The sequence below is a fragment of the Kitasatospora sp. GAS1066B genome, from assembly GCF_041262605.1.
Classification (GTDB): domain Bacteria; phylum Actinomycetota; class Actinomycetes; order Streptomycetales; family Streptomycetaceae; genus Kitasatospora.
On record NZ_JBGCCO010000018.1, the window covers coordinates 1 to 13545 of the forward strand.

The following is a 13545-nucleotide window of genomic DNA, read 5'->3' on the forward strand; positions in this document are numbered from 1 at the left end:
GGCTCCCAGTAGACGACTGGGTTGATAGGCCGGATGTGGAAGCCTCGTAAGGGGTGGAGCTGACCGGTACTAATAGGCCGAGGGCTTGTCCTCAGACGCTCGCGTTCACTGTGTGGTTCCCGGGTAGCGAACAGCTATCGCCGGCGAACACTGAGTCGATTTTTCGGCTCTACCGAAGTAGAAGCACTTATCAACTGAAAAGTGTGTTCGCTGAATACCCGATAGGGTTTCGGTGGTCATAGCGTGAGGGAAACGCCCGGTTATATTCCGAACCCGGAAGCTAAGCCTCATAGCGCCGATGGTACTGCAGGGGGGACCCTGTGGGAGAGTAGGACGCCGCCGAACAATTCTTCATAGGCCGTGGCCCCAGCGATGAGCTGGGGCCACGGCCTTTTTGTTTTCCGCGAACGATCAAGCTCCGCCCGCTCAGCTCCACTGCTTCCCCAAGCGCGGGTCGGGTGCTGATGCTTGACAATGGAGATGGTGCCTGGCCTACGGCCGGCACTCTGCCGCGGCGGGTGTACGCGATGCCCGACCCGTGGCGCAGCTGATGATGTAGACAGGAGTCACCGCGATGCCGAACCCGCCCCAGGACCGCCCCGATCGTCGATCTGACGATGGCCGAGGCCATGAGCCCCGTTCTCGCGGCGGTTGGTCGAACGACCGCGGCCCGCGCCGGGACGACCGTGGCGACCGTCCCTCCGGTGGCGACCGTGGTGGTTACCGTCGTGACGACCGCCCCTCCGGCGACCGCGACCGACAGTCCGGTGGCGATCGCGGTGGGTACCGCGGGGGCGACCGTCCGTCCTACGGTGACCGTCCCTCGGGCGGCGACCGCGGTGGGTTCCGCCGTGATGACCGTCCGTCCTACGGCGACCGCGACCGTCCGTCCGGTGGCGACCGTGGTGGGTACCGCGGTGGCGACCGTCCGTCCGGCGGTGACCGTGGTGGCTTCCGCCGTGACGACCGTCCCTCGGGCGGCGACCGTGGCGGGTTCCGTCGTGATGACCGTCCGTCCTACGGCGACCGTCCGTCCGGTGGCGACCGTGGTGGGTACCGCGGGGGCGACCGTCCGTCCTACGGCGACCGTCCCTCGGGTGGCGACCGGGGAGGCTTCCGTCGTGACGACCGTCCGTCCGGTGGCGACCGTGGCGGGTACCGCGGGGGCGACCGTCCGTCCTACGGCGACCGTCCGTCCGGTGGTGACCGTGGTGGGTTCCGTCGCGATGACCGTCCGTCCTACGGTGACCGCGACCGTCCCTCGGGCGGCGACCGCGGTGGCTTCCGCCGGGACGACCGTCCGTCCGGTGGCGACCGTGGTGGGTTCCGTCGTGATGACCGTCCGTCCTACGGTGACCGCGACCGTCCCTCGGGCGGCGACCGCGGTGGCTTCCGCCGGGACGACCGTCCGTCGGGTGGTGACCGTGGCGGTTTCCGTCGCGAGGAGCGTCCGTCCTACGGTGACCGTCCCTCGGGTGGTGACCGTGGTGGGTTCCGTCGTGACGACCGTCCGTCCCACGGCGACCGCCCGTCCGGTGGTGGGTACCGCGGCGGCGACCGTCCTTCCTACGGCGACCGTCCCTCCGGTGGCGACCGTGGCGGGTTCCGTCGTGAGGGTGGCCGGCCGGCCGGTGACCGGGGTGGCCGGTCGTACGAGAGCCGGGGTGGCCGCTTCGAGGGGCGTCGCGATGACCGGGGCCACGGGGGCTTCGACGACCGTCGCGGCAACCAGGAGCCGGTGCACCGGATGGCGATCCCCGAGGACGTCACCGGGAACGAGATCGACGCGGATGTGCGCCAGGAGCTGAAGAGCCTGCCGAAGACGCTGGCCGACGACGTGGCGCGCAACCTGGTGATGGTCGCCCGGCTGCTCGACACCGAGCCGGAGGAGGCCTACAAGTACTCGCGGGTCGCGCTGCGGCTGGCCTCCCGCGTCGCTTCGGTCCGTGAGGCGGCCGGCTTCGCCTCCTACATGACCCAGCGTTACTCCGAGGCGCTGACCGAGTTCCGCGCCTCGCGCCGGATGACCGGCCGGGCCGACCTGTGGCCGGTGATGGCCGACTGCGAGCGCGGTCTGGGCCGTCCGGAGCGGGCGCTGGCGATGGCCGGCGAGCCCGAGGTGAAGCAGCTGGACAAGGCGGGCCAGGTCGAGATGCGGCTGGTCACGGCCGGTGCCCGCGCCGACCTGGGGCAGTTCGACGCCGCCGTGGTCACCCTGCAGAGCCCGGAGCTGGCCTCCAACGCGGTTCACCCGTGGACCGCCCGCCTGCGCTACGCCTACGCCGATGCGCTGATCGCGGCGGACCGGGCCGACGAGGCGCGTGACTGGTTCGCCAAGGCCGCCGAAGCCGACCCGGAGGGCAGCACCAACGCCTCCGAGCGGCTCGCCGAGATCGACGGGCTGGAGTTCGTCGACGCCCTGGACCCGGAGGCGGCCGAGGAGGAGGAGCGCGAGCTCGACTCCGAGGAGGAGCGTCCGGCGCCGCGCGCGGCCCGGCTGGCCCACGACGACGGCGAGAACGAGGTCATCTTCGAGGACGACGAGGACGTCGAGGAGTACTACGACGAGGACGACCTGGAGATGGAGGAGGCCGACGAGGCCGAGATCGGCCGGGCCATGCGCGAGCGGGACGAGCGCGACTGATCTGATCGTCGAGCACGACAGCCGAACGAGCTGAACGAAGGGAGGAGGCTCCCGCCCAACAGGGCGGGAGCCTCCTCCCTTTCCTGCTTCGGGCTCAGCCCAGTTCCAGGCTCCGCAGCACCAGGCCGCTGGCCGGCTTGGGGCCGAAGGAGGTGGACTTCCGGGGCATGGTGACCCCTTGCTCGGCGAGCCGGCGGACCACGCCCTCGTCGACCGGGTGCAGCAGCACCGCGGTGCCGCCGCTGCGGGCGGCCTCGCGCTCGGCGGCCACGGCGGCGTGCAGGTAGCCGATGTCGTCGGGGCCGTCGGGGACCTGCCAGACGTGCTCCAGCAGGGTGGCGTGCAGCACCGTGGCGTCCAGGTGCCGCCACTCCTCGGGCTTGTCCTTGGGCACCGTGGTGTTGAGCAGCGCCTCGTCGGGCCCGGTGAGCAGGTGGTAGGTCGAGTCGCCGCCGGTCAGCACGAAGGCGTTCTCGCCCGAGCGCTTGGCCTCGGCGAGCGCGGCCAGCGCGGCGTTGAGATCGCCGTCGAGCCGGCTGAGTCGCCAGCCGTCCTCGGCGGTGGTGAGCGCGTCGAGCGCGCGCTGCGGCGGGAGGCGGTAGAGCACCCGGTGGATGGCCCGCACCCGCAGCGGGTAGCGGGCGGTGTCGACCAGCAGCACCATGCCGCGGTCCCACGGGCTGAACGGCAGGTGGCGGTGCTCGCGCTGCAGCCGCAGGTACATCTCCCAGCGGTGGTGGCCGTCGGCGATCAGCGCCCGGCAGGTGGCCAGGTCGCGGGAGACCTCGGCCAGCTCGGTCGGGTCGGTGACGGCCCACAGGCGGTGCCGGGTGCCGTCGGAGGTGGTGGTGGTGAGCAGCGGCTCGCTCGTCACGGTCCGCTCGATCACGGCGGCGGCCGGCCCCTTGCCCCGGTAGGTGAGCAGCAGCGGTTCCAGGTTGGCCCGGGTGGTGCGCATCAGGCCGACCCGGTCGGCGACCGGGCGGGGCATCACGTCCTCGTGCGGCAGCACCACCGCGCCCTCCTGGCCGCTGACCGCCAGGGCGCCGATCAGGCCGCGCTGCAGCAACGCGCCGGAGGGGCTGTCGGCGGCGGTGCGCTGCTCGTAGACGTAGAGCGCGGGCTGCGGGTCGGGGGCCAGCACGCCCTCGCGCAGCCAGCTGTCGAGCAGCCGCGCGGCGTGCCGGTAGCGGGTGTCGCGGTCGGCGCGCTCGCCGGTGTCGTCCGGCTCGGGGCGCGGCAGGATCAGCCGGACCACGTTGTGCGGGTCGGCGGTCTCCAGGCTGAGCCGGCGATGGGGATCCACCACGTCGTACGGCGGGGAGGTGACGGCGGCGAGGGTGCCGACCCGTTCGGGGACGTAGCGCAGGCCGCGGAAGGGCGACAGGGACAGCCCGGCCGTGGCGACGTGCCCGGGGTCGCCGGGGCCGCTCGGCGGAGGCGTCGCGCCGCTTCCGGCACTGGGTGCACTCATCAGATCTCTCCCGTCGGGCTCCGGCTTGGTGGGCCAGAGAGAAATGGGTCGTCGGATCATCGGACCGGGACGTGGGACGCCGGACAGCTGGTCGTGCGGGGGTGGTGCACGCCGTGGTCGGCGCCTTAAGAGTTGACAGCTTAGTTTCCGCGGGCCGGCTGCCGAGTGGCTCGCGGGTTGCGAGGAACGGAAACAGCCGTTTCAGTCCGTACTTCGGTCTCTTCGCCAAGCGGTGGCGGAGATCAAACCTGGGAAAGGTATCGGGGAACGAGGTTGTTCCGACATTTCGCGGACGGTCGGCGCGGTCCGCGATGAGGCGATGAGGCACGCACCAAGGACGAGCGAAGCGAGGTCGGGCATGAGTGGTGGACAGGGGCAGGCCGCGGGCGGGGCGGGCGAGGGTCCGGCGACCGGCGGTGGTGACGGGGCGCCGCTGGGGGACGTGTACGACTGGTTCCGGCGCGGGGAGCGGCTGCTGGCCGACGGGCACCCGGCGGCGGCCGAGCAGCTGCTGGCCTGGGCGGCGGCGGCCGAACCCGACTCCAAGAGCATCCGGGAGATGCTGGCCAGGGCCCAGTTCGACGCCGGCTCGTACGCGGCGGCGGTGCGGAACTTCCGGGCCGTGGCCCAGGCCGATCCGTCGGACGACTACGCTCAGTTCGGCTGGGGGATCGCGGCCGCCCGACTCGGCGACTTCGAGACCTCGGCCGAGCACCTGGCGCTCGCGGTGGCGATGCGACCGCAGGCCGAGCACTACCGGGCGGCGCTGCGCCAGACCCGGGCCACCCTGGCGGCCCGGGCGGGCAAGTGGGGGCCGCCGCTGCCGGGCACGCCCGGTCACCGGCCGCCGCTGCAGCGCACCGACGGGTCGAACGATGGGGAAGATCAGGCATGACGGACACGCAGCTCCCGGGCCACAGCGACCAGCCGCTGACGGCGGCGTACGACACCGCGCTGCTCGACCTCGACGGGGTGGTCTACGCCGGGCCGGGTGCGATCGCGCACGCGGTGGAGTCGCTCGACTCGGCCCGCGCGGCGGGCATGCGGCTCGCGTACGTCACCAACAACGCCTCCCGGCCGCCCCGGGCGGTCGCGGCGCACCTCACCGAGCTGGGCGTCCCGGCCGAGCCGGCAGATGTGATCAACTCCGCCCAGGCGGCCGCCCGGCTGCTCGCCGACCAGCTGCCGGCGGGCGCGAAGGTGCTGGTCGTCGGCGGGGCCGGGCTGGTCGAGGCGCTGGCCGAGCGCGGCCTGGTGGCGGTGGACTCGCTGGCCGACGGGCCGGCGGCCGTGGTGCAGGGCTTCGACCCCTCGGTGGGCTGGGAGCGGCTGGCCGAGGCCTCGTACGCGGTGGCGACGGGGCTGCCCTGGGTGGCGTCCAACACCGACATGTCGATTCCGACCGCGCGCGGGGTCGCCCCCGGCAACGGCACGCTGGTGGCCGCCGTCCGCGCCGCGACCGGGGCCGAGCCGCAGGTGGCGGGCAAGCCGCAGCCGCCGATGCACCGCGAGACGGTGCTGCGGACCGGCGCGAAGCGGCCGTTGGTGGTCGGCGACCGGCTGGACACCGACATCGAGGGCGCCCACAACGGCGGGGTGGACAGCCTGCTGGTCTTCACCGGTGTCGCCACGCCCGGGCAGCTGCTCGCGGCGCCGGTCCAGCATCGCCCGACCTACCTGGCCGCCGACCTGCGCGGGCTGCTCGAGCCGCACCCGGCGGTGACGGCCCGGGCGGAGGGCGGCTTCGGATGCCGTGGCCAGTGGGCCGCGGTGGTCGACGGTGAGCTGAGGGTCGGCGGCGAGGGTGACGCGGACGCGGACGGCTACGACGGGCTGCGGGCGCTGTGCGCGGCGGCCTGGGCGGAGCTGGACCGCACCGGGGAGCCGGCGGACGGACGCAAGGCACTGGCCGAGCTCGGCTTCTGACGGCTGGTCGGGGGCTACGGGTCCACGGGTCGACGCGCCGACGGGTCAGAGCAGGGTGCGCAGCCGGAGCAGGTCGCGGAAGCCCGCCTCCAGCCTGACCCGGCCGCCGGCCCAGGCACTGGCGAAGTTCAACCGGCCGTTGACCAGGGCCACCAGGTCGTCACTGGTCATGGTGAGCCGGATCGCGGCCTTCTCGGCGGGCGCTCCGGAGGCGTGGGAGAGCTCCTCGATCCGGCCGCCGCGCAGGATGCCGGTGAAGGTCAGGTCCAGGTCGGTGAGCCAGCAGCTGAGCGAGCGGTCCACCGCGGCCGCCTCGCGGACGTTTCCGTTCGCCTGCGCCAGGTTCTGGCTGAGCAGCTCCAGCGCCGCGCGGCACTCCTCGGTGTCGGCCATGTCCTCGCCCTCCGGGGTCAGGGGGTGTCCGGGACACGGTACCGGCTGAGGCGGCTGGGCCGGACGCCCACTGCTGCCGCGCGCCGGTGGGTGGAGGCGGTAGCGTCTTTTCCGGGCAGACGACGGCGTGGAGGAGGCACCGGGAGATGCGGCAGTTGCTTCGGGGATACCGGGGATACGTGGAATTGGCCGCCGGGCTCGCGGAGGCGGCCGGCAAGCGGGTGCTGGGGACGGCGGCGGAGCTGCTGGAGCGGGCCGGGGTGGACCTGGAGACGGTCGAGCGCACGGTGACGACGCAGGTCCCGCCCGCGGTCCAGCGGCTGGAGACGCTGGTCCAGGAGGCCGTGACGGTCGGCCGGGGCGGTGTCGACCTGGCGGTCGGCCTGGCCCGGGCGGAGGCGGAGAAGGCGGTCGAGCGGGTGGGCAAGCTCGGCGACCAGGTGGTGAAGGTCGGCGTGGTGCTCGCCTATCTGGAGGGCAAGCTGCGCGGCCTGGAGGGTGAGGAGGCCGCTGGGGACGGCGCCGCGCGTGAGCAGCGCGAGACGTCGACCGAGTCGACTCCCAGGGCCGGTCGGGCCGAGGGGCTGTTCGCGGCGGACTGGGAGCCGGAGCAGGAGTGGTCCGCGACCCAGGAGGACGCGGGGTGGGCGACGGCCGCGGAGCCGGACGTACCGCCGGTGGTGAAGCGGACGCCCACACCGCGGAAGGCGGCCGCGAAGAAGAGCTCGGCGGAGCAGAGCCCGGCGAAGACGAGCGCTGCCACGAAGAAGACGGCCACCGCCAAGGAGCCCGCTGCCGCGAACAAGACGACGGCCAAGAAGACGACGGCCAAGAAGGCGGCCCCCGCCAAGAAGGCCACCCCCGCGAGGAAGACCACCAAGAAGGCCACCCCCGCTCCCCACCCGGGCGACGCCGATGCCTGAGGACCCGGTCGAGCCCGCCGCCGCGCCCGAACCCGCGCACCTGTGGGAGCCGGGACCCGAGCCGCTCGGCGTCGCCCTCGACCCGACCGGCCACCCCGAGGTCGACGCCGCCCTGGCGCGGCTGGTCGAGCTCGACGGGGTGCCCGTCACGGCGCATGCGGGCGTGTACGAAAATGTTCAGCAGACCCTGAGCACCATCCTCACCACCCTCGACGACAGCTAGACAGCCAGCCGGACAGCTGGACAGACGACTAGGAGCTGAACCACCCGTGGCAGTGGCACGACGCCGACTCGACGCAGAGCTGGTCCGCCGCAATCTGGCCCGCTCCCGCGAGCACGCCAGCGAGCTGATCGCGGCCGGCCGGGTGAGCGTCGGCGGCGCCACCGCGACCAAGCCCGCCACCCAGGTGGAGACCGCCGCGGCCGTGGTGGTCGCCAAGGACGAGAACGACCCGGACTACGTCTCGCGCGGCGGCCACAAGCTGGCCGGCGCGTTCAGCGCCTTCGTGCCGCAGGGCCTGGTGGTCGAGGGCCGGCGGGCGCTCGACGCGGGCGCGTCCACCGGCGGTTTCACCGACGTCCTGCTGCGGGCCGGCGCCGCCGGGGTGCTGGCCGTCGACGTCGGCTACGGCCAGCTGGCCTGGTCGCTGCAGAGCGACGACCGGGTGACCGTGATGGACCGCACCAACGTGCGCGAGCTGACCCTGGAGCTGATCGGCGGTACGCCGGTCGACCTGGTGGTCGGCGACCTCTCCTTCATCTCGCTCGGTCTGGTGCTGCCGGCGCTGGCCTCCTGCGCGGCGCCGGACGCCGACCTGGTGCTGATGGTCAAGCCGCAGTTCGAGATCGGCAAGGAGCGCCTGGGCAGCGGCGGGGTGGTCCGCAGCCCGCAGCTGCGCGCCGAGATGGTCCGTCAAGTGGCCGGGCAGGCCTGGGAGTCGGGGCTGGGAGTGCGGGCGGTGACGGCCAGCCCGCTGCCGGGGCCGTCAGGTAACGTCGAGTACTTCCTGTGGCTCCGGCGTGACGCACCGCGACTTGATCCGGCCGAGGCGGACCGGGCTGTGGCCGAGGGTCCCCGCTAGGCTGCCGGGACAGGTGCGTCGAGGCCGGCGCCGCAACAGCGGGGGGACCGGTCCAGGGCCAAAGGTGACCCGGTGGACGTAGGGAGAGGGCATTGAGCGAGGGACGGACGGTCTTCCTGATCGCGCACACCGGTCGGGAGGCCGCGTTGCGCAGCGTCGAGCAGCTGGTCGAGGGCCTGCTGAAGGCGGGGATCAGGATCAGACTGCTGGCCGCCGAGGCGGTGGACCTCGACCTGCCCGACGGGGTGGAGACCGTGCAGGCGGGCCACGGCGCGGCGGACGGCTGCGAGCTGATCCTGGTGGCGGGCGGTGACGGCACGCTGCTGCGCGGCGCCGAGCTGGCCCGGGACACCGGGCTGCCGATGCTGGGCATCAACCTGGGCCGGGTCGGGTTCCTGGCCGAGGCGGAGCGCGACGACCTGGCCGTGGTGGTCGAGCGGGTGGTGGACAAGACGTACGAGGTCGAGGAGCGGATGACCCTCGACGTGCTGGTCCGCACCGACGGCGAGGTGGTGCACGAGGACTGGGCGCTGAACGAGGCCTCGGTGGAGAAGGCGGCCCGGGAGCGGATGCTGGAGGTGGTCACCGAGGTGGACGGCCGCCCGGTCTCCAACTTCGGCTGTGACGGGGTGGTCCTCTCGACGCCGACCGGTTCGACCGCCTACGCCTTCTCCGGCGGCGGTCCGGTGGTCTGGCCGGAGGTGGAGGCGCTGCTGATGGTGCCGATCAGCGCGCACGCGCTGTTCGCCCGTCCGCTGGTGACCTCGCCGAACTCGGTGCTCGCGGTGGAGGTGCAGCCCAAGACACCGCACGGGGTGCTCTGGTGCGACGGGCGGCGCTCCTTCGAGCTGCCGGCCGGCGCCCGGGTGGAGGTCCGGCGCGGGCAGGTCCCGGTCCGGCTGGCCCGGCTGCACCAGGCGCCGTTCACCGACCGGCTGGTGGCCAAGTTCGCGCTGCCGGTGACGGGTTGGCGCGGCCGCTCGCGCTGCTGAGCCACCCGCCGCACGGTCGGCGCACCCGCTACACGGTCGGCGTCTCCACCGGCGGGGCGCCGTACCGGTCCCGCTCGGCCGCCGCGACGGCCGCCGCCAGCCGCCGGGCGGCCTCGGCGGCGGCCGTGCCGGGCACGGTCAGCGGGAGCCGGACGAAGGCCTCGAAGGCGCCGTCCGCCCCGAACCGGGAGCCCGCCGCGATCCGCAGGCCGACCTGCTCGCCGGCTCGGGAGAGTGCCGCGCCGGACACACCCGCGGTGTCGATCCAGAGCGTCATCCCGCCGATCGGCTCGGCGAACCGCCACTGCGGCAGCCGCTCGCGCAGCGCCGGGAGCAGCGCCGCCGTGCTCTCGCGCAGGTCGGCCAGGCGGTGGTCGTGGACCTCGGCGAACCGTTCGCCGAGCAGGGTGGCGCAGATCAGCTGGTCCAGCACCGGCGTGCCGGAGTCGGTGTGGATCCGGTCGGCGGCCAGCTGGCGGACCAGTGCGGGCGCGGCCCGGATCCAGCCGACCCGCAGGCCGCCCCAGATCAGCTTGCTGGCCGAGCCCACGGTGACCACCTGCGCCGCCCGGTCCAGCGCGGCCATCGGCCGGGGCAGCCGTTCGGTGCCCCAGGCCAGCTCCGCCATCGTCTCGTCGGCCAGCACCGTCGTCCCGGCGGCCCGTGCGGCGGCCAGCAGCTCGCGGCGCTGGTCCTCGCCGATCAGCGCGCCGGTCGGGTTGTGGAAGTCGGGGATCAGGTAGGCCAGCCGCGGGTTCGCCCCGCGCAGCACTTGGCGCCAGTCGTCCAGGTCCCAGCACGGCAGGTGCTCGGGCCCTGCGGGCCGGTGTTGCGGGACGGGCACCAGCCGGGCCTCGCCCTCCCGCAGCGCCCGCAGCACGTGCGGGTAGCTGGGTGACTCGACGGCCACCCGGTCGCCGCGCCGCAGCAGTGCCCGCCGCAGCAGGTCGAGCGCGCTCATCGCGCCGGTGGTGATCAGGATCTGGTCGGGGGTGGTGGGCAGGCCGCGCGCGGTGAACCGCTGGGCCACCACCTCGCGCAGCACCGGGACGCCGGTCGGGTAGTTGCCGTGGCCGGCGGCGTAGGCCGGCAACTGCTCCACCGCGCGGGCGGCGGCCTCGGCGAGCAGCGGGTGCGGTGCGGCGGGCGAGGCGGCGCCCAGGTCGATCACCTGTCCGTGGGAGTCGGGCGGCAGCGGGAAGAGCGCGTCGGCGGGTGGCGCGCTGCCGGCTGGCAGCGCCGTCCAACTGCCCGAGCCGCGGCGGCTGTGCAGGTAGCCCTCGGCGCGCAGCGTCTCGTAGGCGGTGGCGATGGTGGTGCGGCTCAGCTCGAGGGTGGCGGCCAGCTCACGTTCGGCGGGCAGCCGGGTGCCGACCGGCAGCCGGCCCTCGCTGATCAGCCGGCGGACCTGGCCGGCCAGCACCCGGTAGGCGGGGTGGCGCTCGCTCGTGGCCCGGGGTGTGCGGGTGGTGCGCAGCAGGCGGGCCAGCGCGAGTGGGGTGACGGTGCTCTGCCAGTCATACACGCTGATCAGTCCACTTGAGTCGAATTGGACCTGCCAGGCAGGTGAGTGGACTTCCCATGATGGCAGAGCGGCCCGCTCGGTCCCAGGGGGGCGACGCACCATCAGCGACACGCACCATCAGTAAGGAGCCCTCGATGGCGATCCTCGTCCTGCCCCGCGACAGTGCGGCCCTCGGGCGGCGGCTGCCCCAGCTCCTCGCCGGCCTGCTGCTCTACGGCGTCAGCATGGGCCTGGCCTACCGCGCCGGGCTCGGCCAGTCGCCGTGGGGCGTGTTCCACCAGGGAGTGGCCGCCCGGCTCGGGCTGAGCATCGGGACCGTGGTCAACCTGACCGGGCTGGCCGTGCTGCTGCTCTGGATTCCCCTGCGCCAGCGCCCCGGCCTGGGCACCATCGGCAACGTGCTGGTGCTCGGCGTCGCGATGGACGGCAGCGACGCGCTGCTGCCGGCCCCGCACGGCCTGTTGCCGCAGATCGCGCTGCTGGCCGCCGGGATCGTGCTCAACGGGCTGGCCACCGGCCTCTACATCGGCGCCCGGCTCGGCCCGGGCCCGCGCGACGGACTGATGACCGGCCTGCACCAGCGCACGGGCCGATCGGTGCGCCTGCTGCGCACCGGCCTGGAGCTGACGGTGCTGCTGGTCGGCGTGCTGCTCGGCGGCCGGGCGGGGGTGGGGACGGTCGCCTACGCACTGGCGATCGGCCCGCTGACACAGTTCTTCCTGCGCCACTGCACCGTTCCCGAGCGAGAGGCCCGGAAGGAATGAACTTCGGGCCGTGGGGCCCGGGCTCGTCGCGCGCCGGGGCCGGGGTCTCGTAAGGTCGTCTCCGTGTTGGACGAGATGCGGATACGGGATCTTGGTGTCATCGACGACGCGGTGGTGGAGCTGGCACCCGGCTTCACCGTCGTGACCGGTGAGACCGGCGCGGGCAAGACCATGGTGGTGACCAGCCTCGGTCTGCTGCTGGGCGGGCGGGCCGATCCCGCGCTGGTCCGCGGGGGTGCGGAGCGGGCCGTGGTGGAGGGCCGCCTCGACCTGCCGGCCGGCTCCGCGGCGGCGGCCCGCGCGCTGGAGGCCGGCGCCGAACTGGACGACGGCGCGCTGCTGATCAGCCGCACGGTCTCGGCCGAGGGCCGTTCGCGTGCGCACGTCGGTGGCCGCTCGGTGCCGGTGGGGCTGCTCGCCGAGCTGGGCGAGGACCTGATCGCGGTGCACGGCCAGAGCGACCAGCAGCGCCTGCTGCGCCCGGCCCGCCAGCGCGGCGCGCTGGACCGCTACGCCGGCGAGGCGCTGGCCGAGCCGCTGGCCCGCTACCGGGCCTGCTACCGACGGCTGCGCGAGGTCGCCGACACGCTCGCCGAACTGACCACCCGGGCCCGGGAACGGGCCCAGGAGGCGGACCTGCTGCGCTTCGGCCTGGAGGAGGTGGCCGCCGCCGAGCCGGTGGCCGGCGAGGAGACCGAGCTGGCCGCCGAGGCCGAGCGGCTGGGCCACGCCGACGCGCTCTCCTCGGCCGCCGCGCTCGCGCACGCGGCGCTGGCCGGTGACCCGGCCGACCCCGACACGCTGGACGCCGGCACCCTGCTCAGCCAGGCGCGGCGTGCGCTGGACGGCGTGCGCGGCCACGACGAGCGCCTGGCCACCCTCGCCGACCGCCTCGCCGAGGTCGGCTACCTGTTCGCCGACGTGGCCGGCGACCTCGCGATGTACGCCGACGACCTGGACGCCGACCCGGTGCGGCTGGCGGCCGTCGAGGAGCGCCGCGCGGTGCTGGCCGTGCTGCTGCGCAAGTACGGCAGCGCCGAGGGCGGCACGGCCGAGGTGGTCGCCTGGGCCGAACAGGGCGCGCTGCGGCTGGCCGAGCTGGACGGCGACGACGACCGGATCGAGGAGCTGGCCGCCGAGGAGGCCGAGCTGCGCGGCGAGTTGGCCGCGCTGGCCGCCGAGGTCTCCGCCGCCCGGCAGGCCGCCGCCGGCCGGTTCGCGCAGGCGGTCTCGGCCGAGCTGACCGAGCTCGCCATGCCGCACGCCAAGGTCACCTTCGACCTGACCTGGATCGACGACCCGCAGGGCCTGGAACTGGACGGCCGCACCGTCGGCTACGGCTCGCACGGTGTGGACGAGGTCGAGGTGCTGCTCGCCCCGCACCCGGGTGCCGCCCCGCGCCCGATCGCCAAGGGTGCCTCCGGCGGTGAACTCTCCCGGGTGATGCTCGCCGTCGAGGTGGTCTTCGCCGCCTCCGACCCGGTGCCCACCTACCTCTTCGACGAGGTGGACGCGGGCGTCGGCGGCAAGGCGGCCGTCGAGATCGGCCGGCGGCTGGCCAAGCTGGCCCGCACCGCGCAGGTCGTGGTGGTCACCCACCTGCCGCAGGTCGCCGCCTTCGCGGACCGGCACCTGGTGGTCGAGAAGACCAACGACGGCACGGTCACCCGCAGTGGCGTCAAGACTCTCAGTGACGAGGAGCGGGTACGCGAACTGTCCCGGATGCTGGCCGGTCTGGAGGACTCCGAACTGGGCCGGGCGCACGCCGAGGAACTGCTCGCCGCCGCGCGCGGACCCAGGCAGGCCTGAGCCTCGCCGTGGC

At 74.1% G+C, this 13545-nt stretch carries 12 protein-coding genes, 2 rRNA genes and 1 pseudogene; 12 read left to right on the top strand and 3 right to left on the bottom strand.

Annotated elements, in window-relative coordinates; translation table 11 throughout:
- The 4 genes and pseudogenes from ABH937_RS20790 to ABH937_RS20805 form a co-directional block, all read left to right on the top strand.
- Nucleotides 1–93 (top strand): 23S ribosomal RNA (locus ABH937_RS20790); the annotation flags it as partial.
- A gap of 135 nt (nt 94–228) precedes the next feature.
- Nucleotides 229–345 (top strand): 5S ribosomal RNA (rrf, locus tag ABH937_RS20795).
- 328 nt (nt 346–673) lie between these two features.
- Nucleotides 674–1459, top strand: a pseudogene (locus tag ABH937_RS20800) (hypothetical protein); the annotation flags it as partial.
- A gap of 288 nt (nt 1460–1747) precedes the next feature.
- Nucleotides 1748–2644, top strand: coding sequence for a hypothetical protein (locus tag ABH937_RS20805; protein ID WP_370219127.1), 897 nt, complete (start codon nt 1748–1750; stop codon nt 2642–2644).
- A gap of 94 nt (nt 2645–2738) precedes the next feature.
- On the opposite strand, the gene ABH937_RS20810 is transcribed toward ABH937_RS20805, so the two are convergent.
- Complete coding sequence (locus ABH937_RS20810) at nt 2739–4118, bottom strand: DUF1015 domain-containing protein (RefSeq protein ID WP_280690627.1); 1380 nt, start codon at nt 4116–4118, stop codon at nt 2739–2741.
- A gap of 358 nt (nt 4119–4476) precedes the next feature.
- Here ABH937_RS20810 and ABH937_RS20815 point away from each other — a divergent pair, with 358 nt between their 5' ends.
- Nucleotides 4477–5013 (top strand): tetratricopeptide repeat protein, encoded by a 537-nt coding sequence (locus ABH937_RS20815; protein WP_370219055.1) that lies wholly within the window; start codon nt 4477–4479, stop codon nt 5011–5013.
- Entirely contained in the window at nt 5010–6044 is a 1035-nt protein-coding gene (locus ABH937_RS20820; protein WP_280690625.1) for an HAD-IIA family hydrolase, read from the top strand. Before ABH937_RS20815 ends, ABH937_RS20820 begins: the two co-directional genes overlap by 4 nt.
- Nucleotides 6045–6089: 45 nt before the next feature.
- Here ABH937_RS20820 and ABH937_RS20825 read toward each other — a convergent pair whose 3' ends face one another.
- Nucleotides 6090–6437, bottom strand: coding sequence for a sterol-binding protein (locus ABH937_RS20825; RefSeq protein WP_280690624.1), 348 nt, complete (start codon nt 6435–6437; stop codon nt 6090–6092).
- Nucleotides 6438–6583: 146 nt separating this feature from the next.
- Between ABH937_RS20825 and ABH937_RS20830 the strand changes: the two genes are divergently transcribed.
- The 4 genes from ABH937_RS20830 to ABH937_RS20845 all read left to right on the top strand — a co-directional run bounded on the left by ABH937_RS20830 (nt 6584) and on the right by ABH937_RS20845 (nt 9434).
- A complete protein-coding gene (locus ABH937_RS20830; protein WP_370219056.1) occupies nt 6584–7360 on the top strand; it encodes a hypothetical protein in 777 nt (258 codons plus the stop codon).
- The gene (locus ABH937_RS20835; RefSeq protein ID WP_370219057.1) at nt 7353–7583 is read left to right on the top strand and encodes a hypothetical protein; all 231 of its coding nucleotides are present in this window, start codon (nt 7353–7355) and stop codon (nt 7581–7583) included. The genes ABH937_RS20830 and ABH937_RS20835 overlap by 8 nt, the downstream gene beginning before the upstream one ends.
- A 52-nt stretch (nt 7584–7635) precedes the next feature.
- Complete coding sequence (locus ABH937_RS20840) at nt 7636–8442, top strand: TlyA family RNA methyltransferase (RefSeq protein ID WP_280690641.1); 807 nt, start codon at nt 7636–7638, stop codon at nt 8440–8442.
- A gap of 92 nt (nt 8443–8534) precedes the next feature.
- Complete coding sequence (locus tag ABH937_RS20845; RefSeq protein WP_280690621.1) at nt 8535–9434, top strand: NAD kinase; 900 nt, start codon at nt 8535–8537, stop codon at nt 9432–9434.
- Between the two features lie 28 nt (nt 9435–9462).
- On the opposite strand, the gene ABH937_RS20850 is transcribed toward ABH937_RS20845, so the two are convergent.
- Nucleotides 9463–10959, bottom strand: coding sequence for a PLP-dependent aminotransferase family protein (locus ABH937_RS20850; protein WP_370219058.1), 1497 nt, complete (start codon nt 10957–10959; stop codon nt 9463–9465).
- A 134-nt stretch (nt 10960–11093) separates the two neighbouring features.
- Here ABH937_RS20850 and ABH937_RS20855 point away from each other — a divergent pair, with 134 nt between their 5' ends.
- A complete protein-coding gene (locus ABH937_RS20855; protein WP_370219059.1) occupies nt 11094–11723 on the top strand; it encodes a YitT family protein in 630 nt (209 codons plus the stop codon).
- A gap of 75 nt (nt 11724–11798) precedes the next feature.
- Nucleotides 11799–13532: a DNA repair protein RecN gene (gene recN, locus ABH937_RS20860; protein ID WP_370219128.1), complete on the top strand. Its 1734-nt coding sequence runs from the start codon at nt 11799–11801 to the stop codon at nt 13530–13532.
- The last annotated feature ends 13 nt before the right edge of the window (nt 13533–13545 follow it).